Source organism: Fibrobacter sp. UBA2449 (genome assembly GCF_002342555.1).
In the GTDB taxonomy this organism is placed as follows: domain Bacteria; phylum Fibrobacterota; class Fibrobacteria; order Fibrobacterales; family Fibrobacteraceae; genus Fibrobacter.
The window spans coordinates 125965-146699 of the sequence record NZ_DDQF01000005.1; the positions used below are offsets into that span (position 1 = coordinate 125965).

The following is a 20735-nucleotide window of genomic DNA, read 5'->3' on the forward strand; positions in this document are numbered from 1 at the left end:
CTAGCCCCCGATTTCCTTCAGGTAACGAGCGAGGGCATCCTGCCATGTGGGGAGCGGCTTGAAACCGGCTTCCACGAGTTTGCTCTTGTCGAGCCTGCTGTTGAACGGGCGCGCAGCCTTGCTGAGGCCATATTCGGCCGTAGTCACCGGAACGACCTTCGTCGCAAGCCCAGCCTGCCTGTAGATTTCGCAGGTAAAGTCGTACCAGCTGATGAACCCGCCCTCGTTTGTGGCATGGTAGTAACCGTATTTTTCGGTTTCGTTCATGTCGATGAGCAGGCGAGAAAGGTCGAGCGTGTATGTCGGCGTGCCAATCTGGTCGTTCACCACGCGCACGGTGTCGTGAGTTTTGCCCACATTGAGCATCGTCTTGATGAAGTTCTTGCCGTTGAGGCCGAACACCCACGCGATACGCACAATAAAGAATTTTTCGAGAGTCCCGCTCACGGCAAGTTCGCCCTCGAGCTTGGTCTGGCCGTAAACATTGAGAGGCTTGTAATCCTTGCAGTCGGGCTTCCAGGGTTCCGTTCCCTGGCCATCAAACACGTAGTCCGTGCTGATGTAGGTCATCTTGCAGCCGAGTTTCTTGCAGGCATTCGCGATGTTCTGCGTACCGCCCGCGTTCACCGCACGGACCTTCGCCACATTCGCATCGTCTTCGGCCATATCGACTGCAGTCCATGCAGCACAATGAATCACCGCATCCGGGTTCACTTCCGAAATCGCCTTTTCGACAGCAGCGGCATCCGTAATGTCGAGCTGCACGTAGGGCATCGTCGTCACTGCACTGCCATCGGCAACGCCGCTGTAGGCGGGAGCCATGTCCGAGCCCACGCCCGTATGCCCGCGCTTCGCAAGTTCATTCATCACGTCGTGGCCCAGCTGGCCACCAACACCCGTCACAAAAAATTTCATAGTAAAACCTCTTGTGCAAAAAGATAGTTAATCCTAAAGCCCTCGAACTACGGTTCCTTTCTTTTACTATATTTAACGCATGGCTTATGTTCTTCTGATTCTCGCATCCATTGTCGGCCTTGCCGTATGCGCCTATTTCTGTCGCAAAAACGTTATCGCCATCCACGAGAAAAACAAAAACGAACCCAAGGCCTACAAGCGCGGACTCAACTACGTCCTCACTGCGCTCTGGTACGGCTACCTGACGTTCTTCTTCGTCGGGTTGACCGTCAACAATTTAGGGAACTGGTAGAGGCCCGCGTTCTCACTTGCGGCTCTGCAGCCAGCGTTCGTACAGGAACAGCGCAATGAGGTTTTTTCCGTCCACAAACTGGCGGGCAGCCTCCTCGTAAGGCAGCACTTCTGTCCGGATCCACTCGATTTCCTCGGTATACTGCTGGTCTTTCCCGTCCATCGCCCTCAGCTGTTCTGGAGTCACGTCACGCTCTATCGCATACAAGCGAATACGTTCGTCCAGGAGTCCACAACTGGCAGCAAAGCCGTCGCTTTTTCCCTGGTACCAGAAATCCATGAGGTCAATGAGTTCCGATTCCTCGGCATCTATCTGCGCTTCTTCCTTGAGTTCGGAGAGGGCCACCTTGCGGTAGTCCCCTGTCCAGTCAAGAATCCCCGCCGGAATTTCGAGCGATGCCTGCTCGCTAATGGCAAAACGCGGTTGCCGCACCAGAAGCAGGTATTTCTTGCCTTCGCAGCGGAGCACCACCAAGATTCCAACCGCGTTGCCGCGGACCAGCACAATTCCGTGCACCGGGCGCCCATCCGGAAGCGTCGCAGTCGCAGTCAGCTTTATAAAGAGCGGCTGGCGTCCTTTCCGCAAGAAATCGACCGAAGAAAAGTGGACCTTGGTCACGACAAATTTCTTTTGTGACGCTTCCAGCCATTCCCTGTAGATGCGGGATTCCAGGACCACCGGGCGGTCCGCTTCGGCAATTTCAGGAGAGAACGAATATTCTATTTCTTGCATGTTACTTTATCTTGCGGGCCTCGGATTTCCACAGGCCATAAAGTGAATCGGCATCGAGAGAATCGGGAAACACGCGGTTGCGTCCGATATCATAAATGAAGACATCGCGAAGCGCAGACGGGCCGCACGCCGTTTCGGATTCATCGGGAACCATGATTTCGCGGGCAAAGTTCACTTTTCGCCCCACGGAGAATGCGTCAAACGCAAAGGCGTTCATCGACGCGCAATCGGGAATTTCTTCGACATAATAGAAGCTCGTATGCCATAGGGTGTCGGTCCGCTCCTGCACATCGCCTATCGAACTGGAATCGTCCACCCAGCGGTTATTCGAGCAATAGGTCGAATCTCCCAGCGCACACGACTTGCGGACGGGAACCAGGGCCGTATCGGACATGTTCCACACCGCCGGGAAAATCGTATCCGCCACGACCGAGCCGCACTTGTCGACAATCAGGCCACATTCGGATTTTATCGGCCGCCAGTAAAAGACACGCGGAGTGAGGCTATCGACAACCTTCAGAATCGAAGGCGAGCCCTTGGTACGCAGCGGCAAGGCCGACACAGAATCAAAAAGCGAATCCACATAGATGGCGACGGTGTCCCGTTCGAAGCGTCCACGACGCAGGAGGATCGTATCGAGTTCGCGCCCTTCATCGTTGCGGATGCGGAGTACGGATGCGCCGGAAACGTCGTCGGCATCCAGCAGAAGCTTGACGGTCGTATCGGGATGAAGGAACGGGGACGGGCAATCCTCCCCATCGGATTCGATAATTATCTTCGGAGAGATTACCAAGGAGCCGCCATCGTTCGAAGCATCGAGCTCAATGCGCTTGAGAGCGCAGTTGGAATAACTCCAGAGGCTATCGAGATTGATAAAAAGCGTGTCGGAGACGAGGTGGATGAACGCCCCGGAATCCAGGGTGGCCTTGCGGAAAAAACCCGTCCCTACAAAGCTATCGTCTTCCGCGGAAACGGGAATCGGTCCATCGTCGCCCTGCGTGCAGGCAGCCAAAAAAAATGGAGCAGCGGCAAAGGCGACAGAAGCCGCCGCAATCTTAAAAAGCCGATCGAAAAAACGCCTGCACATTCCCGGATCCATCAAAAATCTATATCTTTTACGAATCTAGCAATTTCGGTCTTCTCCAAGGGATGCGCTTCGGAATAGAAATCCTTCCAGCGCACGAAAAGGCCGTTGCGACGGACCGAAAGGAAAAACGTCGAGCTGTCCCTAGGCGCAAGCCTTCCAACCGTAGTTGCGACATCGACGGAATCTCCGACCTTGAGCGAATCAGAAACTGTCGACGGATACAGCCCGGACATCTTTGAGACAACGTTGTTCCCATGGTCAAGTTCGATGAAGTTGCCCATGGAATCCTTCCCCGCGGCAAGCACGATGCCAGGCAAAATTGGATGCACCGGCGCTTCGCCAATCCCGAGGAGAGCATCCATCGCCAGAAGCGATTCCTGGCCCTCGAAGTCAAAGTCTTCCGTAATCGGAAGCGCAGACCAATCCAGCGGCTGCTTGGGGCAAAGCCCCGGGAACCGGCATCCGTCATCCATGTTCACCCAATAAAACGAGGAATCCGCCCCGAGAACATGGAGGTAGGTAGACACCACAGAATCTTCCACCTGGACAAGAGTCGCCTCCGAGAAATTATCACGGGGAGCCACCCAGTGCAAGCGCGGACGCGAAGACCTGGTCGTCTGCGAAAGGTAGCGCAAAAAACTGTTGGGCAGGTAGAATATGGAATCGGAGAGCACCCAGGAGCACTGGCCAAGACCGTTCTTGAGTTCGAAAGCCCTGCCATGCAATTCCTTGCACCGCGAATCCCAGGTCACCTCTGCCGTTTCGGAATTCCCGGGTAGCGGGAGGAGGTTCACCACCTTCTCGGCAATTCCCAGCTTGATGAAGAGGAACAGGAGGATGCCAAACAAGAGCAGCCGTACAACGGGGATGTTACGGCGGCGTGACTTGTACTTTTTCTTGCAGTGATGCTCCGAGAAGCCTTCCGACATCGGTCAAATCACATCAGGAAGTAGGCGACGGCGCCACCGAGCACCAGGAGTATCAGAATGATGAAGAAGACCGTCTTGCCCGACGAAGATTCTTCCTCGAACGGCATGTTCATGCCCTTGGCGGCTAGTTTCTTCTCGTCCTTGACGACCGCGTTGAAACTCTTGGTAAAGCGACGGTTGTGACCAGTGCGGCGTTCTGCACGGGGCTGTTCGGCATCCAAGGCCGAATGGACATTCTGGGACGCGACCGGCGCGACTTCCGGTTCCGGAACCGGCGATGCAGGAGGAAGCGGTTCTGCCGGGCCATGGCTATGCAGCGAGAAAGACATCATCTCCGCTTCGGCCGCGAACACCTTGAGCGAGCGGTCGAGACCAGCCTTCTTGAGGCCGTCCGCTATCGTCGCGCTGTTGCTCAGGAGAGCGAGCATGCCACCCTTTCCCGAAAGTTCACCCTGGAACTGGACAAACGCATTATAGGCATCGCTATAGACAAAATCGAGACCCGTCAGGTCAACGGCGACAAACTTGTCGTCGGGGTTGTCATCGATCAGCTTCCGGGCATCCTTCTTGAACTGCTCCGCATCGAACGCCCCTATAGGGTTCAGGGGTGCAGACAACAAGTCAAAAATGCCGACTTCGCGATAGTTCTTTAATTCCGTCATACGATTGAAATATAGACTAATTTTTTCGTAATGTGATGGATATCGCCAATAAAATGCAAAAAAAGTTAATTTTCGCCCTATTCTTCCCAGTAGGTTCCGCCGGCGGAACGCTCTTCGAGCACCTCTTCCGACGCATCCTCGACCACCGGAGCCGCCGGGGCGGCCTCAGACTGGGCCTGTTCTGCAGCAGGAGCCTCCGGGGCCGATTCCTCGGGATGGGGCTCCTCTTCTAGCAGGGAGCCCTTGTATTTGGACGGGCCACGCTCGCGTTTCGGTTCCGGACGGGGTGCGTGGGCGAACAGGTAAGGGCTCACGCTGATGCTCACGCGGTGAACCGGCGAAAACACCGGGTGCGATTCGAAGGCGTAGTCGACCTTCAGGAACTTCGCAATGACAAGTCCGGCACCAGCAGTAAAGCTTTTAAAGGTGGTGAAACTCGAAAGCCCCGCACGGACGCTGAGCCCGAAATCGAAGGCGAACTCGACGCCGCCCCGGCCGCCCGAAAGCCAGTCGAGCGGGCTTTCCCAGATGGGGCCCCCCACTTCCTCGTCGGTTTCAAAATCTAGCGCTCGGGCTTCGTGATGGAAGAGCCCGGCCCCCTGCCAGTAGAAATTCAACTTGCCGTAAAGGTAGGCCACCGGCAAGCTGTAGCTTACCGCCAGATAGACTTCGGGAGCAGAATACTCGAACTCCCCCGATTCCCATGTTGTCGCAGAAGAAGTCCAGCCCTTCAACATCGCCGACACGAAAAGGCTGTCGACAGCCCGGAAGCGGAGTCCGGCATCGCCCCGGAAGCCAAAGCCCGTCTGGTCCATATCGCGATACAGTAGGTGGAAGCCCACGCCCAAGTCCAGCCGATCGGTGAGGCGTCGGCCCCACGAAACAGAAAACACCCAGTCGGCAATCGAAAGCGTCTTGTAGTCGCTACCTTCGGGGAGCGGTTCGCCCTCGCGGATATAGGGAATGTCATCTGCAGCGAATCGCGAGAAGGACACGCCAATGCCCTGGCCCTCGGACAGCGGAATCGCCGCCGAAGCAAAATCGAACTTGGTATCTTCGTAGTATTCCGTATGCGAGAAAGACGCCCAGGCATAGTTCACGTTTGCGAGCTGGTACGGGTTGGCCGTGAGCCCCAGGTAATCCCCGTCAACAGCCATCGTCGCAGAACCTAGGGCTGCAGAACGGGCTCCCGGTTCCATGTCAAGCGTCGCATTCGCCCCCACCACGCGGTCGGCAGCAGAGGACGCCCCCGCAAGCAGCAGGGTCGCAGCCAAAGCGACCACCGCCCATCGGCGGCAGTCCTCAAGCGTCGGTGTGTCAAGTTTGCACGCGAAATTCATACCTTACCCTCTAAAATAGATTTTTCGCAAGGGCGTGACCAACAAGGAGCCCCTTTATTATGGTCTTTTGTTTGTTAAATTATGCGGCATGAACCTTCCGGAACACATCGAGCAATTCTTGCAGTATATTGCGGAGCGGCGACGTTTTTCACCCCGCACAGTAGATACCTACAAGAAGTCGCTCACGAAGTTCCTCGAACACCTGGGCTCCGAGAATGCGCCCGCGCTTTCGGCATTTTCCGAGATGAATGTAAAGGGCTTCGTGTGGGACCTGAAGATGAAGCAAAAGCTGGCGCCCACGAGCATCTGCGAGCACCTCGCCGCATTAAAAAGCTTCGGCAAGTACCTGGTGCGTTCGAAAGTGCTGGAAACAAATCCCGCCGAAGTAGTCCCGATGCCAAAGCGGCCCAAGCGACTGGTGAACGTACTCGGGCAAAAAGACCTCGCGCCCGAAAAATTCCCAGAACTGCCGGACCCTCCGACACTACAGCAGGTACGGGCACGCATATTGCTCGAACTCATCTACGGTTCGGGGCTCCGCATCTCTGAATGCCAGAGCCTCACGTGGGACCGCATCGACGTGAATGCGAAACTCGTACGCGTTCTTGGCAAGGGAAACAAGGAGCGCATCGTGCCCTTGACCGAAAGCTTCATCGAGCGCATCGCGAACTTCAAGCAGATGGAGGCGGAAGCGGGTCACCTACCTACAGCAACAGGCTACGTATTCTTGAGCGATGACGGCAAGCCATTCGGACTGCGCACGCTCAGGAACGACATCCACGACCTGCTGCGCGACATCGGCTGGGAGGGGAAAGCGAGTCCGCACGTATTGCGTCACAGTTTCGCCACGCACCTGCTCGAAAACGGCGCAGAAATCATGAGCGTGAAGGAGATGCTCGGGCATTCGAACATCTCTACTACTCAAGTCTATACTCACGTGAATGCAGAACGCCTGCGCGCCGCCTTCAAAAAAACACACCCGCGGGCGTAACAGCCGCGGGTATAATTCCCGCGCGCTTATTTATTAGAAGAAGCTTCCCTTGATGCCGACAGCGATGGTCCACTGCTGCAAAATGTCGCCCCAGTCGGGAGCGTTCCATTCGCGCATCGGGCTCTCGTCGTACTCGTCGCTCGGGTCAGCCGCATTCGCCTTGTCGTGTATGGGCACGGAGAGTGCGAGGAACACCGGGAAATCTGCATCCGAGAACTCGATACCGTAGGCAAGCGCCACGGACCACGCCTGATGATCGGGGTCGGGGCGCGGGTCGTACGTACCCGCCTTCTCGGAACTAATCCAGGCAACGCCCAGAGGTACAGACAAGTTAACACCTAGACTCTGCACGATTCCTGCACGCCCGCGGTAACCGTAGGCAATCGAAGCGCCCACGGAAGGCGGAGTATATGCGCCCAGGTCGTTTTCGCCATAGGGCTTGAAGCGGTACTCGAAGCGGTCGCCATCGTGCTCGATGTTTTTCCAGTAGCTGTCGTTGAACTCGTTCTCGCCCGAAATCAGGTGCATCGCGAACGGGTACGTAAACGTAAGCCCGTAGAGCCAGATTCCCTTGTCGGTATCGCGACTGTAGTCCCAGCCGAGCGTAAGCGAATACAGGCCCGAGCCCTTCTGGAAACTTGCTGGCAAGATTTCTTCGGAAGCATCCGTACCACGCTTGATGTCGTACTGGCCGGTAGGAATCGTGAGCGATGCAGAAAGCGACGCCGCTCCCCCGCTACCAATCGTCTTGCTAAAGTCAAAAGAGATATCGCCGAGCCCGCCGGTACTGCGGTCGGTCGGAGCCTGGTTACTGCGGTACTGGACTTCACCCTGGTGCGAAACAAACGGGATGGACACGCCGAGTTTCGTGGACCACGTGGGCTTGATGGAGAAATGCGGGGTAAACGTCAGGCCCGAGAAATTCTGGCCGACGCTGTACTTGGTAAACACTTCCGTCTCGAGATAACCACCCGAAACGCCCTGACCGATCCACTTGATACCATCGCCAGCGCCGCCACCGGAACCGCCGGCACCGCACCCGCCAATGGATTCCCAGGGGGTAGCGGGTTCGACCGGAGCGTTGTATGCCGCAAGGAAAGCGCAGGTAGCGACAGCCGTGAGAGATGCGACCGCACCGAATTTTTTGCCAGACTTGAGTAAGGATTTCTTCATTGCGTACCTCACGGAAGTTCCAGCAAATAGCCGTAGTTTGTACCGGTGGCAAGGAACCTGCCATCGGGAGAACGCCCGCCAATCATGGGAATGGAGGCGATTTCACGAACATCTCCGACCCACTCTACCGCAAGGTCGCTCGGGGCTCCCGCATTCAGGCGAACTTCGCGCATCACCGTGCGGCCCACGGAACCGTCCTGCACGGATTCCTGCGTGAGGTCGTTCTTGTTGAGCATCTGCGAGCCCTGCGGGAATTCAGTCCACATCACAAAAAGCCTGCCGTTATAGGCAAACCAGTGCGGCTGCGCGGGTTCCGAAAGCGAGTTCTGCCCACGTTCGATTTTCACCGGCGAAGAGTTTGCGGAAAGTTCCTGGATGTAGGCTTCCCACGTCGTCGGATTCTCGAGCACGTTATAGACGATGAAGTTACCGTCGGGCGAAATCATCGGGGCGTCGATGCTCCAGCCGGACTTGCCGGAAGGCCTTGCCAGCTTCTTCGCCTTCTTGATGCCGCCGTTCGCAAAATCAACAAACACAATCTTGTCTTCGTCGTTCACGTAGGTCAGGCGTACCTTATCGGTACCAAAGAAGCCTTCCATCGTGGAATCCGCGGCATCCTCGTCAACAGAGGCATCCGGCGAAACCCACAGGTGCGGGGACGCCGTCTCGATAATCTCCTTGTCGTAGAACCAGAACCGCTTGCTATCCGACATGCGCACGGCAAAAATTCCGTAGTCCAGATTCTCGCAGGCCTTCTTCCCGTCCAAGTCGTAGGCACGGAGCGCGACAGCGTAGTCGGCATGCGTACTCCATTCCGGGTCCTGGAACTGGCATTCACCCGCCGACGTATCGCGCATCATGTACCAGAGCACCTTGCCCGAAGTATCTGAAATAGTCAGACGGTCGTGCTGGATTACCCCGCTTGTCGTATAGTCCGAATCCGATGGTGTCACCTTGAGCGTACCGCCAAAGTTCAGCCAGAGCATCGCAGCAGGATAGTTCACCGTATCCTGGGACACGGAGGGGTTACAAATCTGCTTCTGCGTGTTTACCGGGAAAACCGTCCCGATATCGGACTTGCCGCTGGACGCGGACTCGACCGATTCAGCCTCGAAGGGCTCCGGCGAGTAGCACGCGACAAGCAACAGCGCGGGCAGGAGTAATCCTAATATTCTTTTCATCAATACTCTTTTCCAACCCCAAAAATTACAGCATGACCTTCACCTTTTCGCGCATGGCCATGACCTGCGCCTTGGCTTCTTCAACGGAGTCACGGCGGGCAAGCAACACGCCCAGGCGGCGGTGGCCCTTGAGTTCGGGCTTGCCGAACAGGCGAAGCGCAGTGTCAGGTTCTGCAAGCACATCTTCCAGGCCGCCGAACTTCACATGGTCGGAATTGCCGTCCACCACAATAGCCTTCGAGGCGCTCGGGCCGTGGAATGCGATGTTCGGGATAGGCAGGCCAAGAATGGCGCGTGCATGCAGCGCAAATTCAGACAAATCCTGCGAAATCAATGTCACCATGCCGGTATCGTGCGGGCGCGGGGAAACTTCGCTGAAGAGCACCTGGTCCTTGCATACGAACAGTTCCACACCAAAAATGCCGCGGCCACCGAGAGCGTCGGTAATCTTCTTCGCGATGTCCTTCGCCTGTTCCAGGAGTTCGGGCTTCATCGGCTGGGGCTGCCAGGATTCCTGGTAGTCGCCGCCCACCTGATGGTGACCCACCGGTTCAAGGAAGCTGGTTCCGCCCACATGGCGAACCGTAAGCAATGTAATCTCGTAATCGAACGGCACGAAACCTTCGACAATCACGCGGCTGGCATGGCCGGTGCGGCCCTCGTGCTGGGAAATGTCCCACGACTTCTGCACGTCGGCCTCGGTCTTGATGACGCTCTGGCCATGGCCCGAGGAACTCATCACCGGCTTCACCACGCACGGGATGCCGATTTCGGCGACGGCCTTCTGGAAATCCTCGAAATTGTCGGCAAAGCGGTACGGGCTCGTCTTGAGGCCCAGTTCCTCAGCGGCAAGGCGGCGGATGCCCTCGCGGTTCATCGTAAGCTTGGTGGCCTTCGCGGTCGGGATGACGTTGAAGCCTTCCTTCTCAAGTTCCACGAGCGTGTCGGTCGCAATCGCCTCGACTTCCGGGACGATGTAGTCGGGCTTCTCCAGTTCAATCACGCGGCGGAGTTCGGCACCGTCGAGCATGTTGATGACGTGGCTGCGGTGAGCCACCTGCATGCCGGGCGCATTGGCATAACGGTCCACGGCAATCACCTCGACGCCGAGACGCATCATCTCGATGATGACTTCCTTGCCGAGTTCGCCCGCTCCGCAAAACAGCACCTTAGTGGCGCTAGAACTTAGAGGTGTACCGATTTCTGCCATAAAAAACTCCTTGGTTTAGGAATAATATAAATATAGTTAGTCCTTGAGGCAACGGACTGATAAACTGAAGTTCTCGTCAGTGAAGCTGAGGGTCGCACCGATCGCATTCAAGTACCAGTAGTCAGCGGAATGGTTATCATACTCAGTAAACTCAGCGGCACTCCAGAAGCGGGCGTACCCGCCGACATCGTAGAAAGCGCTACGCATGTAGCCGCCGGCAGGAAGCGCGGTGAACCCGTACGCATCGGTTGCATCAGGCCAATTGTCAAAGCCCTTCGCCTGCATGGCATTCGACGATTTGCCCATCACGCTATACAGCGTTCTCCATTCCGTAGAATCCGGGATATGCCAACCTTCCGGGCAAATACCACGCGCAGGAGTCTTTATGGTACATTCTACATCATAGCCACAACCCTTGGCATTATCCGAAAATACAGCTGCACTGTCCATGGCATCCGCCCAAGTGTAATAGCGACCGTACTTGGCACAGGAATCCATGTAGCAAAGGCTATTCGCCGTTTCGTAATTGAGGTTCTCGGCCATCCACGTCTGGGTGCCGATGGTCACCTTCTTGTATATCTGCTTGTCACGAGCATCTATGAAAAAGTTCTCGGCCCCTTCAATGCTCTTGCCGTCTTGACCATCTTTACCATCGTTGCCGTCTTCGCCTTGTTCTCCTTTTTCGCCGTTCAGCACAACGCCGACGGAATCTCCGCCACAGATGACCTTGAAACCGCTGCTATCGAGCAAGGACTCCATTGTGCAAGAAGTACCAGATTCGCCCTTGTCGCCTTTGACTCCTTGGTCCCCCTTATCGCCTTTCGCACCATCTTCGCCGTCTTTACCGTCACGGCCATCCTTACCGTCGGCGCCGTCCTTACCGTTGAACGAAGTCCATTCGCGGTTGATGCAGGCGTACGACGCAGCAGAATCCAGCGCATAAACCATCGTGCCTTCGTTTTCCGTGGTGCACTCGGGCAACTTCTCGCCCTCTTCGACAATCTTCATGCCGGTCTCGTGGACTTCGGTCACTTCGGTGACTTCATCGCCGCAGGCTACAAGGAGCGTGGCTGTTAACGCCACAATTCGGGTTAAAGAGTGTTTCAGGGACATGGGTGCTCCTTTGAAGGGGTTAGCTTCTTTTAGAACTTCGTATCGACCGGGTTGAAGGTGAACTTCACGCCGGAACGCAGCCAGCCGTCGTAACCGTCGTCGCCCTTCACGTGCGCGAGATTTTCGTACTTGCGGAAACCGCCTCCCACATAAAAGCCGAACCAGCCGTTCACCTTCATCCTGTAGAGCGCATCTACCAGGTACTGGGCTTCTTCCACGCCGGAGGGAGAATTCTCGCCGCCGGCGAGGGCCACGTTGTAGTCGGTGTACATTTCCTTGTCGCCCTGGCGCAGCCATGCGAGCGTAAGCACGAGCGAGTGCTTGCCGTACTGCCAGCCGAAATCGAACCACAGGTCGAGAGCGTCGGCGCCACGGCGGTAGCCTATCGGGTAATCCACAAAGTAGGCGTCGGCGTAATCGGGGTCGTCCTGTTCGCGGTAGTTGCTGCGGTAGTTGCGGCGGCTCGTGTACTTGAGGAGCGGGAGCCTGCTGTTGCCAGCCACGGGGTCGGTGCGTACCACGTCGAGCCTCCAGCTGAACTTGCCGTAGAGCGCGGTCGAAAGTTCGTGATAGTAGCCCACAAGGTAGTTGATTACGGAGCGGCTCGTGCCCTTGTCATCGTCCTCACCCACCGGGCTGTTGATGTCTTCCATGTTTATCTGGCTGTAGAACTTCGCGCCGTTGCTCGTCTTGTAGCCGAGTTCCACGGAGGTCGCTGCCGACGTGTAGCCGGTCGCGTAGTTGTCGTGCCAGTAGATGAACGGGCTCATGGAGCGGAACTCGGGAGCCTTGCCGCCAATCATGCTCTGTTCGGCGATGTAAATCCAGAACTTTTCGGTCTCGATGCCGAACTTGTGGAACATGAAGGTCTTGATGTTGTCGTCGTACGTGCGGTTGCGCTGGTTTGCCACCTGGTTGTCGCGCTCGGTGCATTTTTGCGCGTAGGCCTCGGTACCCACGGGCGGGCAGCCGGTCGAATGGTCTATCACGTCGCCGTAGAGCCAGGCGTTGAGCGAACTGAACAGGAAGTCGTAGCGGAACATGCCGGCAGCGAATTTCCAGCGCAGGCCGTCGTGGTAGGGAGCGCCGCCCACCAGGATGTCGTTCTTCGAGACCATTAGGTCGTCGAGCGCGAACCGCCCGAACTGCACGTAGCCCGCGGAGTTCTCCCACACGGCGTAGGCGTTATTCGGAACGTTTATGTCGAGTTCGCTCGGATCGTACGTGAAATTCTTGTGGAGTTCGTCCTGATACCAGGCCTCGAGATCGCGCCGGAGCGGGGCTTCCAGAAGCACGTGGAAACTCTTGTAGCCCGCGCGGAAACTGAGGGTGAAGAACGGGTCGAGGTGTTCCTCGTAACTGCGGGCGGTTTCGAGCGGAATCTGCAGGCCGCGCCAGTTGCCCCCGAACCAGTCGGCGGTATCTACCGCGAAGGTGGGGTCGGTGGGGCCGCCGTTGAACCCGAAGTCGAAATCGGTGCCTATCTGGAAATAGCCGCGTTCGCCCGACTGCGGGGGCGCCGGGTATGCATGGCCCGAAACGGCAAACGCGAGCGCACAGAGAGCGAAGATGTGGGCACCGGACCTCATGAACGCTAAAATAGCAAAGATTCCCGAACAGGGACATTCAAAACACGAAAAAGGACTACCCAGGCAGGGAGACCCAGGTAGTCCCTTGTGTGTTGTGGGGATGTGCGTGGAATACGCACACCCTGTGTGTGTGTTATTCTTCTTTCTAGAAGTTCTTCAGAGACATCATTAGAAGATGTCGCTCAGGGCGTTTCCGCGGAGGAAGGCGGGCACGTCGTAGTCAACACCGTTGCTCTTGAGGGAACCGGCTTCGTACTGCGTGGACTTTGCCGCGGGGGCAGCCGCGAGGGCCTGCTGGCGGATAAAAGTCGGAGTGCCGAGGTTGGCCGGTTCTTCGCGCATGGCGCTCACAGAAGCAGTCTCATGGACTCCGTTCATGTCGTCCACATCCGCGACGGCAGAGAATTCCTGCGTTTCGGGAAGGGAGGCGTTGGGAGTCCCGAGAATGGATTCTTCGGCAGCGGGAGCCGTAGCCGAGAATTCAGGAGCAGCATAGCCCTGAGCGGGCTGCTGCACGGCACCCTGCTGTGTGAACGTCGCCTGCGGAGCGGCAGGAGCGACGGCCGGCATGGCAACCGTGTTGTGCGCAAGGGCAACGAAATTCAGGCTGGTCGGACGCGGAGTCGGCTGCACCGGCTGCGGCGCGACGGGAGCCTGCTGGACCGGGGCCTGCGAGAAGCCTGCAGGGCTACCGATGGTGTTCACCAGGTCGCTCGGGCGGGGTGTCGGAGCCACGTAGGGCTGCTGAGCCACCTGGGCAGAAGCGGACTGCTGAATGCCGGTGTTGCCGCAGCCTGTCGCGATAATCGTGATGCAAACCTTGTCGCCGAGTTCCGGGAGGAGGATATCGCCGATGATGATATTCGGGTCACCCATGTCGCCCACGGCCTCGTAGATATGTTCCATGGCCTCGCTGTATTCGATCATGGAGAAACTTTCGCCGTGGGAAACATTCACCAGCACGCCGGTAGCGCCTTCCACGTTCACGTCTTCGAGAAGCGGAGAAGATAGGGCCATGTCAACAGCCTTGATGCCGCGGTTTTCGCCTTCGGCAATGCCCGTGCCCATGAGGGCGGAGCCGCCGTTGGTCATCACGGTCTTCACGTCGGCAAAGTCAACGTGGATAAGGCCATGGCGGAACATGATGTCGCAAATGCTGCGGACGGCGTTACCGAGAATGTCGTCAGTCAGCTTGAACGCGCCTTCGAGGGTCATGTTCTTGTCGGTATTCTCGACCACGTTCATGAGCTTCTTGTTGTCAACCACAATCATGGTGTCAACCGTGTCCCTCAGGTTCTTGATGCCCTTTTCTGCATTCCTGGAGCGGACAGGGCCTTCGTGCCTGAAAGGCTTGGTGACTACGGCTATGGTAAGGATACCGAGTTCACGAGCAGCAGCGCCAATCACCGGGGCTGCACCCGTTCCGGTTCCACCGCCCATGCCGGCAGTGACGAAGATGAGGTCGGCCCCCTTCATGGCCTCCTTCAGTTCCTCGACGCTTTCTTCGGCAGCCTTGCGGCCCACGTCCGGCTTTGCGCCGGCGCCGAGAGTCTTGGTGGTCTTCTGGCCAATGGCGATCTTGTGATCGGCAAGGCTCAGTTCCAAGGCCATGGCATCGGTATTCACGGCGTAGTATTCCACGCCCTGAATGTTCATGCCGACCATGCGGTTCACGGTGTTGCCGCCGGCACCGCCGACACCGAACACCTTCACCTTCGCGTTGTTGAGGGTGGATTCATCCATTTCGATATGGGATGTCCCGTTCATGTATTCACTCATAGTTTTTCTCCCTGGGATTGAGTGGTTGTTTTTTGTTGTTTAAAAGTATGTCTGGACCAAATCCTTGATCCACTGAAGACCTTTCTTGACGGATACCGTAATCTGCTTACCCGTCTCGTTCCTTCTGTTCTCGCGCTGCTTGCGGGCGGCGTAATGCAGGAGCCCGATGCCTGTCGCGTAGGATGGCTTGCGGAACGCTTCCTGGATTCCGCTGAAGAACTTGGGAAGCCCGATGCGCACCGGCTTGTGGAACACCTTCTCGGCAATCTCGTCGATTCCTTCGAGGGCGCAGCAGCCGCCCGTCAGCACGATTCCGCCGTTGATGAGGCCGTCGATTTTGTGCTTCTGGAGGTCATCGCTCAGCATCTTGAAAATCTCGGCGACACGGGCCGTGATTACGCGCGCAAGGAGCTTGCGGGAGCACTGCACGTCGCCACGGTCACCCACGCCGGGCACCGGGAACGTCTCGTCCTCGATAAGGTTGTTGATCTTGCAGGTGCCGTACTTCTTCTTGATTTCTTCGGCCTTCGAAAGCGAAATGGGAACCTGGAGGCACTTGCTGATATCGCTCGTGATACTGTTCCCAGCAAGGTCAAGGGAAACCGTATAGCGAACGGACTCGCCCACGAACACGGCCACGTCGGCAGAACCGGCGCCAATGTCAATCAGGGCGACTCCCAGTTCCTTTTCATCCTCGGTGAGCACGGCATAGGCGGCAGCAAGGGGTTCCAGCACAAATTCCATCGTGTGGAGACCGGCGCTCTTTACGCACTTGTCCAGGTTCTGGATGGCGTTCGGGCGCGAGGTAACCACCTGGACTTCGACGCCGAGGCGGCGGCCGTTGAGGCCCTTCGGGTTGCGGATGCCCGGCTGGTCGTCGAGCGTGTATTCGCCCGGGAACACGTGGATAATCTGCCCGGCCGATTCGGGAATCGTGCTCGCCTGGTCCTTGACCGTTTCGATATCCTGGCTGCGGACTTCTCCGGTCGGAAGCGTAATGAGTCCCCTGTAGTTGAACGAGGAGACATGCTTTCCGGCGATACCCACGTACACGTCGTGGACATCCACGCCGACCGTCGACTCGATGGACTGGGCCGCATTCTTGAGCGTCTCGACCACGTGATCGAACTCGTCCGCATTGGTAAGCGGGAAATCCCCGCACTCCAACACGCGCACGGAGGCTCCGTCCACCATGCCGACGAACAGGTTAATTTTCGAGGCTCCGATATCCAGACCGAATATCAGGTCCTCTTTCCTCATTTCATTCCTTGCTTCATCCATTGACACACCTCTTGTCAAAATTCCTTACATAAGCAAAACCGGCATAACGCATGTCCAATTCACCGGCACAACGCAAATCCTTCGGAAATCCCGCCTTGACCATCTCGTACAGGGCGAAGAGATCGCTGTTCCAACCCGACTGCGGAAACAGCACATGAAACTCGACATCGCGGAAGAACACCTCGAAGGCCTTGTCTTCCGAATCCCAGCCCACCTGGGAAATCTGGCCGAAAAGCTTGGAATCGATCTTGCGCATTTCGGAGAGAAACTTGCATATGCGCTTGATTTCGTCCATGGAACCGGGTTCCACTATCGGAAGCCTGAGCGCAGTCGACATCGATAGCGGCATGGGCACTCCGCGTTCGGAATAGACAGTCGCCTTGCCCCCTTCGAAGAACGAAGCCACGGGATCCGCCTCCTGCAAACGGATTGTCACGGAGGAGGGGAACTTCTTCTCCACTTCCGCCGAACGGATGAGCGGCATCTGCATCAGCATTTTTTCTACCGAATCAGGTTCGAGTTCCGACATGAGCATTCCCGGTTCCACCTGCGCATTCTGGATAACGTCTTCCCACGAGAGCATGCGATTCCCCTCGATATCGATATACTGCAAATGGCGCAGTTCGAGCGGGTTGAATCGCTGCACGTAGAATCGGTTCGTCCAGAGAGCGACACCGGCGACAACCAGCAGGATTGCAACAATCCAGCCACGGCGCACGAACCAACGAGCGGCACCCTTGAAGCCGCGTTTCAGCTTTTGAACGCGGGCCTCCTTGCGCTTGCTCTCGTTGTAGCCGATGCGACGGCCGAGGAATGTCGTCCTGGATTCGGTCAAATGCATTCCTCCAAAATACGGTCTCCCAACTTGTAGATGCTTCCGGCGCCCATCAGCACCACCACGTCGCCCGCCTTGAGTTCCTCCTTCAGAATCAGAAGCAGGTTCATCTGGTCGCCCACGAAACGGGCATTGCGGTGGCCGCGGTCGCTCGCGCTGTTTGCGACAAGCGCGCCTGTCACGCCTTCGATGGGGCGTTCACGCGCCGGATAGATATCCGTCACCAAAAGCACATCGCAGTTCGCGAAAGCCATACCGAAAGCTTCGTGCTGGTCGCGGGTGCGACTGAAAAGGTGCGGCTGGAACGCAACGACAATCCTCTTGTCCGGGAAAGCCTCGCGGAAGCCAAGCAGCGTCGCGGTCGCTTCAGTCGGGTGGTGCGCGTAGTCATTGAACACCATCACGCCGTTCTTCTCGCCCATGAATTCGAAGCGGCGCGTCACGCCCTGGAACGCGGCACACGCCTTGCGGGCCACATCGGCAGAAATGCCTTCCTCGATAGCAAGCGCCACGGCGGCGGTCGCATTGAGCACGTTGTGGCGGCCCGGAATCTGGAGGCGGAATTCGCCCAGGTTTTCGCCGTCGTTCAAGATTTCAAATACGGGATATCCCTTCTCGAAGCGAAGGTTGTCCACGCGATACTTGGCCTGTCGAGTAAAGCCATATGTTATCACCGGTTTCCTGACGCGCGAGAGAATCGCCTGCACGTTCGGGTCGTCGAGGCAGAGGATTGCCTGGCCGTAGAACGGAATCTTGTTCACAAACTGCACGAACGCATCCTTGATATCCTCAATATTCTCGTAAGTATCCAGATGGTCGGCATCGATGTTTGTCACGATGGCCGAAGACGGCATCATCGAAAGGAAACTGCGGTCGAACTCGTCGCTTTCGGCAATCAGGTAGTCGCCCTTGCCCACCTTGGCACCCGAGCCCTTGCCCTTCACCACGCCACCCACGATAATCGTCGGGTCGAGACCGGCTTCTTCCCAGATTTCACCGACGATAGAGGTTGTCGTCGTCTTCCCGTGCGTCCCGCAAATCGAGAGCGTATACTTCATGCGCATGAGTTCGCCGAGCATTTCGGCGCGGCGAATGACGGGGATGCGGCGGTTGTGCGCTTCCACGAGTTCGGGATTATCGTGCGGAACGGCGGACGAATACACGACCAGGTCGGCATTTTCCACGTTCTTCGCTTCGTGCTTCGGCGCAATCTTGATGCCAAGACCCTTGAGGTAGTCGATGACGGGACTTTCACCCGTATCGGAACCCGACACTTCAAATCCATTCGCATGCAGCACCTCGGCAATGCCGGACATCCCGGCGCCACCGATGCCCACAAAGTGGAGACGACGAACACGTTTACAATCATTGATCTGCATTACGCTTCTTCCTTTTCCAAGATGGCCTTCGCGATCTGGTCGGCGGCATCGGGCATTCCCAGCCCCTTCGCGGCAGCGGCCATAGCATTCAAACGGGTTTCATTCGCCAGAAGCTGCTCCACCTTTTCCCACAGGTGGTTCTCTTCGGCATCGAGCTCGACGAGGCATGCCCCCGCCTTTTCGACCACGCGGGCGTTGTGTTCCTGGTGGTTCGCAGTCGCATGCGGGAACGGGAGCAGAATCGACGGCTTTCCGAACGCGAGGATCTCGGCCAGGGCGGAAGCCCCGGCACGGCTGATTATCAGGTCGGCATGCTTCATGTAGGCGTAGATTCCGTCGAGGAACCCGCGGATGGCAACATTCGGCACATTGCCGACACGTTCCGAGATGGCTTCGACATTCTTCACGCCCACCTGCCACACGACAGACACGTCGTCGCGGGCGGCAATCGTCTTGATGCTTTCTTCAATCTTGTTGTTGATACCGGCTGCGCCCTGCGAACCGCCCACAATAAACACGGCCTTCTTGCCTGGGGCAAACTCGGCCGGACGAGCAAGCGAATCGCCATCGGGCAGCTTGCGCACGGGGTTTCCAAAGACCATGCACTTTTCTGCGGGGAAGAACTTCGCCGCATCATCGGAGGTCACAAACACAGTCTTCGCATAGCGAGACCCGACCTTGTTCGCGACACCGGCAACGGCATTCTGTTCCTGCAGGTAGACGGGAATTCCGAGACGGCCTGCCGCCATCACAATCGGGAGCGACACGTAGCCGCCCGTCGCCACGACCACATCGGGATTCACTTTCTTCACGACGCTCTTCGCACGCACCAGCGACTTCGAAAGCTTGAACGGAAGAGCCAAATTCTTGAGGAACGGACCGCGGTGGAGCGGTTCCGCCGTGATATATTCATAAGGCCAGTTGCCAGCCACAAGGCGTTCTTCCATAGAATCCTTACGACCGGCGAACGTGATGTCCGTATAGCCCTTTTTCTTTAGGCTTTCGGCAATCGCAACTGCCGGGAAAATGTGGCCACCGGTGCCACCGCACACAAACAGGAACTTTTTCATGATTCAGCCCTCGTTATATCAAAACCGCCGAACGTATAGACGTTCGTTTTCTCGCCGCCCACATAGGGCTCGTCTATTCTCTTTCCCGTCCCGGACTTGGAAATATTCAACAGGACTCCTATGAACAGGCCGGAAACAATCAGGTTCGTCCCGCCAAAGCTGAGGAAGGGAAGCGGCTGGCCCGTTGTCGGGATGAGCCCCGTACTCACGCACACGTGGACGATAAAGTTCAAGAACAGGGATGTCGTCAGCGCCACCGCCATATACTTTCCGAAGCGGGTCGAAGAATTCCTCGCAATCTCGAATCCCTGGTAGAAGAGCACTCCAAAAACGAACAGCACGCAGAACGTCCCGATAAATCCAAATTCCTCGCCTATGACCGAATACACCACGTCCTTGTGTGCCTCCGGAAGGTATCCGAGTTTCTGGATGCCCATGCCAACTCCCGTTCCAAAAAAACCGCCATTGCCGAGGGCTTCCAGGGAACGTTCCGCCTGGTAGGCACTGTCCTGGTGCATCGACGGATCCAGGAACGCGGCAATACGCTTCGAAGAATGGCTTTTCACCAGAAGCATGATTACACCCATCAGGAGCCCGCCCCCCAACGCCGGCAGCAAGTGCTTGAAGTTCACGCCGGCAACAAGAAGCATGGCCACGACAATGCTTGCGAACATGATCAGCATCGAGAAATTGGGCTGCAAAATCAGGAGGATTGCCGCAATCGCAAAAGGAATTCCGGGCTGGATTAAGCTGCACTTCAAGCTCTTTATTTCGGAGCCCGCCTCCGAAAGCTTGACCGCCACCATCACGATTAGCCCGAACTTCAGCACCTCGGAAGGCTGCAGCTGGAAGAATCCAAAATCCACCCAGCGTTTGGCACCAAGATGCGCCTTCCCGAAAATGAGGCAGTATACCGTCAGGGCGCAGCCCCCCGCAAAGATGACGCGCGAGAATTTTTTCCAGACCGAATAATCGATTTTTGCAGCAAAGAGCATGACAAGCAGCGTTACCAGCACCATCATGCAATGCTTCTTCAGGTAGTATTCCGGGGCAAGCCCCATCCTGAGCGCATGCTGGGTACAGGCCGTATAAACGACAACGATGCCAAAGCTCATCAACAAGAGTGTTGACAGCAGAAGCAGCTTGTTTACGCCTGTAGTCTGGTTGCTCATCTTAA

Annotated in this window: 19 protein-coding genes; 2 read left to right on the forward strand and 17 right to left on the reverse strand. The window is 56.9% G+C overall.

The features are described 5' to 3' along the window. Window positions 1–915 (reverse strand): dTDP-4-dehydrorhamnose reductase, encoded by a 915-nt coding sequence (gene rfbD, locus B4B27_RS02060; protein WP_173381306.1) that lies wholly within the window; start codon window positions 913–915, stop codon window positions 1–3. A 79-nt stretch (window positions 916–994) separates the two neighbouring features. Here rfbD and B4B27_RS02065 point away from each other — a divergent pair, with 79 nt between their 5' ends. Continuing rightward, entirely contained in the window at window positions 995–1207 is a 213-nt protein-coding gene (locus tag B4B27_RS02065; protein WP_173365158.1) for a hypothetical protein, read from the forward strand. A 12-nt stretch (window positions 1208–1219) separates the two neighbouring features. Here the strand turns inward: B4B27_RS02065 and B4B27_RS02070 are convergent, their stop codons facing one another. From B4B27_RS02070 to B4B27_RS02090, 5 genes are all read right to left on the reverse strand, one after another. Beyond that, entirely contained in the window at window positions 1220–1939 is a 720-nt protein-coding gene (locus tag B4B27_RS02070; RefSeq protein WP_290723194.1) for an NUDIX domain-containing protein, read from the reverse strand. 1 nt (window position 1940) lies between these two features. Beyond that, window positions 1941–3038 (reverse strand): hypothetical protein, encoded by a 1098-nt coding sequence (locus B4B27_RS02075; protein WP_290723197.1) that lies wholly within the window; start codon window positions 3036–3038, stop codon window positions 1941–1943. Further along, window positions 3038–3955 (reverse strand): M23 family metallopeptidase, encoded by a 918-nt coding sequence (locus B4B27_RS02080; RefSeq protein WP_290723199.1) that lies wholly within the window; start codon window positions 3953–3955, stop codon window positions 3038–3040. The genes B4B27_RS02075 and B4B27_RS02080 overlap by 1 nt, the downstream gene beginning before the upstream one ends. Before the next feature lie 8 nt (window positions 3956–3963). Beyond that, entirely contained in the window at window positions 3964–4617 is a 654-nt protein-coding gene (locus B4B27_RS02085) for an STAS domain-containing protein (protein WP_173381309.1), read from the reverse strand. A 77-nt stretch (window positions 4618–4694) separates the two neighbouring features. Next, the gene (locus B4B27_RS02090; protein WP_290723202.1) at window positions 4695–5957 is read right to left on the reverse strand and encodes a hypothetical protein; all 1263 of its coding nucleotides are present in this window, start codon (window positions 5955–5957) and stop codon (window positions 4695–4697) included. A gap of 88 nt (window positions 5958–6045) precedes the next feature. Here B4B27_RS02090 and B4B27_RS02095 point away from each other — a divergent pair, with 88 nt between their 5' ends. Further along, entirely contained in the window at window positions 6046–6948 is a 903-nt protein-coding gene (locus B4B27_RS02095; RefSeq protein ID WP_290723205.1) for a tyrosine-type recombinase/integrase, read from the forward strand. 33 nt (window positions 6949–6981) lie between these two features. On the opposite strand, the gene B4B27_RS02100 is transcribed toward B4B27_RS02095, so the two are convergent. The 11 genes from B4B27_RS02100 to ftsW form a co-directional block, all read right to left on the reverse strand. Further along, entirely contained in the window at window positions 6982–8121 is a 1140-nt protein-coding gene (locus B4B27_RS02100) for a hypothetical protein (protein ID WP_290723208.1), read from the reverse strand. 8 nt (window positions 8122–8129) lie between these two features. Next, on the reverse strand, window positions 8130–9302 hold the full coding sequence (locus B4B27_RS02105) for a hypothetical protein (RefSeq protein ID WP_290723210.1): 1173 nt from the start codon (window positions 9300–9302) through the stop codon (window positions 8130–8132). A gap of 25 nt (window positions 9303–9327) precedes the next feature. After that, window positions 9328–10512 carry a formate-dependent phosphoribosylglycinamide formyltransferase gene (gene purT / locus B4B27_RS02110; RefSeq protein ID WP_290723213.1) on the reverse strand — a complete coding sequence of 395 codons (1185 nt, stop codon included), beginning with the start codon at window positions 10510–10512 and terminating at the stop codon, window positions 9328–9330. Window positions 10513–10548: 36 nt separating this feature from the next. Further along, complete coding sequence (locus B4B27_RS02115) at window positions 10549–11625, reverse strand: fibrobacter succinogenes major paralogous domain-containing protein (protein ID WP_290723215.1); 1077 nt, start codon at window positions 11623–11625, stop codon at window positions 10549–10551. Between the two features lie 29 nt (window positions 11626–11654). Continuing rightward, window positions 11655–13214 carry a hypothetical protein gene (locus tag B4B27_RS02120; RefSeq protein WP_290723217.1) on the reverse strand — a complete coding sequence of 520 codons (1560 nt, stop codon included), beginning with the start codon at window positions 13212–13214 and terminating at the stop codon, window positions 11655–11657. 168 nt (window positions 13215–13382) lie between these two features. Continuing rightward, window positions 13383–14993, reverse strand: coding sequence for a cell division protein FtsZ (gene ftsZ, locus B4B27_RS02125; protein ID WP_173365141.1), 1611 nt, complete (start codon window positions 14991–14993; stop codon window positions 13383–13385). Between the two features lie 39 nt (window positions 14994–15032). Beyond that, window positions 15033–16274, reverse strand: a complete 1242-nt coding sequence (gene ftsA / locus B4B27_RS02130) for a cell division protein FtsA (protein WP_173365140.1) — start codon at window positions 16272–16274, stop codon at window positions 15033–15035. Beyond that, complete coding sequence (locus B4B27_RS02135; RefSeq protein WP_173365139.1) at window positions 16267–17115, reverse strand: cell division protein FtsQ/DivIB; 849 nt, start codon at window positions 17113–17115, stop codon at window positions 16267–16269. Before B4B27_RS02135 ends, ftsA begins: the two co-directional genes overlap by 8 nt. Further along, complete coding sequence (gene murC, locus B4B27_RS02140; RefSeq protein WP_290723222.1) at window positions 17106–18488, reverse strand: UDP-N-acetylmuramate--L-alanine ligase; 1383 nt, start codon at window positions 18486–18488, stop codon at window positions 17106–17108. The genes B4B27_RS02135 and murC overlap by 10 nt, the downstream gene beginning before the upstream one ends. Then, window positions 18488–19558 (reverse strand): undecaprenyldiphospho-muramoylpentapeptide beta-N-acetylglucosaminyltransferase, encoded by a 1071-nt coding sequence (murG, locus tag B4B27_RS02145; protein WP_173381319.1) that lies wholly within the window; start codon window positions 19556–19558, stop codon window positions 18488–18490. Before murG ends, murC begins: the two co-directional genes overlap by 1 nt. Then, window positions 19555–20730 (reverse strand): putative lipid II flippase FtsW, encoded by a 1176-nt coding sequence (gene ftsW / locus B4B27_RS02150; protein ID WP_173365136.1) that lies wholly within the window; start codon window positions 20728–20730, stop codon window positions 19555–19557. The genes murG and ftsW overlap by 4 nt, the downstream gene beginning before the upstream one ends. Window positions 20731–20735: the final 5 nt, after the last annotated feature.

Excerpts from the sequence above, each read along its gene's own strand:
- B4B27_RS02095 (WP_290723205.1), top strand. The coding sequence starts at position 6,046 with ATGAACCTTCCGGAACACATCGAGCAATTCTTGCAGTATATTGCGGAG.
- B4B27_RS02070 (WP_290723194.1), bottom strand. The coding sequence starts at position 1,939 with ATGCAAGAAATAGAATATTCGTTCTCTCCTGAAATTGCCGAAGCGGAC.
- B4B27_RS02065 (WP_173365158.1), top strand. The coding sequence starts at position 995 with ATGGCTTATGTTCTTCTGATTCTCGCATCCATTGTCGGCCTTGCCGTA.
- B4B27_RS02120 (WP_290723217.1), bottom strand. The coding sequence starts at position 13,214 with ATGAGGTCCGGTGCCCACATCTTCGCTCTCTGTGCGCTCGCGTTTGCC.
- ftsZ (WP_173365141.1), bottom strand. The coding sequence starts at position 14,993 with ATGAGTGAATACATGAACGGGACATCCCATATCGAAATGGATGAATCC.
- B4B27_RS02135 (WP_173365139.1), bottom strand. The coding sequence starts at position 17,115 with ATGCATTTGACCGAATCCAGGACGACATTCCTCGGCCGTCGCATCGGC.
- B4B27_RS02075 (WP_290723197.1), bottom strand. The coding sequence starts at position 3,038 with ATGGATCCGGGAATGTGCAGGCGTTTTTTCGATCGGCTTTTTAAGATT.
- murG (WP_173381319.1), bottom strand. The coding sequence starts at position 19,558 with ATGAAAAAGTTCCTGTTTGTGTGCGGTGGCACCGGTGGCCACATTTTC.
- B4B27_RS02080 (WP_290723199.1), bottom strand. The coding sequence starts at position 3,955 with ATGTCGGAAGGCTTCTCGGAGCATCACTGCAAGAAAAAGTACAAGTCA.
- B4B27_RS02090 (WP_290723202.1), bottom strand. The coding sequence starts at position 5,957 with ATGAATTTCGCGTGCAAACTTGACACACCGACGCTTGAGGACTGCCGC.
- B4B27_RS02085 (WP_173381309.1), bottom strand. The coding sequence starts at position 4,617 with ATGACGGAATTAAAGAACTATCGCGAAGTCGGCATTTTTGACTTGTTG.
- B4B27_RS02115 (WP_290723215.1), bottom strand. The coding sequence starts at position 11,625 with ATGTCCCTGAAACACTCTTTAACCCGAATTGTGGCGTTAACAGCCACG.
- B4B27_RS02105 (WP_290723210.1), bottom strand. The coding sequence starts at position 9,302 with ATGAAAAGAATATTAGGATTACTCCTGCCCGCGCTGTTGCTTGTCGCG.
- purT (WP_290723213.1), bottom strand. The coding sequence starts at position 10,512 with ATGGCAGAAATCGGTACACCTCTAAGTTCTAGCGCCACTAAGGTGCTG.
- B4B27_RS02100 (WP_290723208.1), bottom strand. The coding sequence starts at position 8,121 with ATGAAGAAATCCTTACTCAAGTCTGGCAAAAAATTCGGTGCGGTCGCA.
- ftsW (WP_173365136.1), bottom strand. The coding sequence starts at position 20,730 with ATGAGCAACCAGACTACAGGCGTAAACAAGCTGCTTCTGCTGTCAACA.
- murC (WP_290723222.1), bottom strand. The coding sequence starts at position 18,488 with ATGCAGATCAATGATTGTAAACGTGTTCGTCGTCTCCACTTTGTGGGC.
- ftsA (WP_173365140.1), bottom strand. The coding sequence starts at position 16,274 with ATGGATGAAGCAAGGAATGAAATGAGGAAAGAGGACCTGATATTCGGT.
- rfbD (WP_173381306.1), bottom strand. The coding sequence starts at position 915 with ATGAAATTTTTTGTGACGGGTGTTGGTGGCCAGCTGGGCCACGACGTG.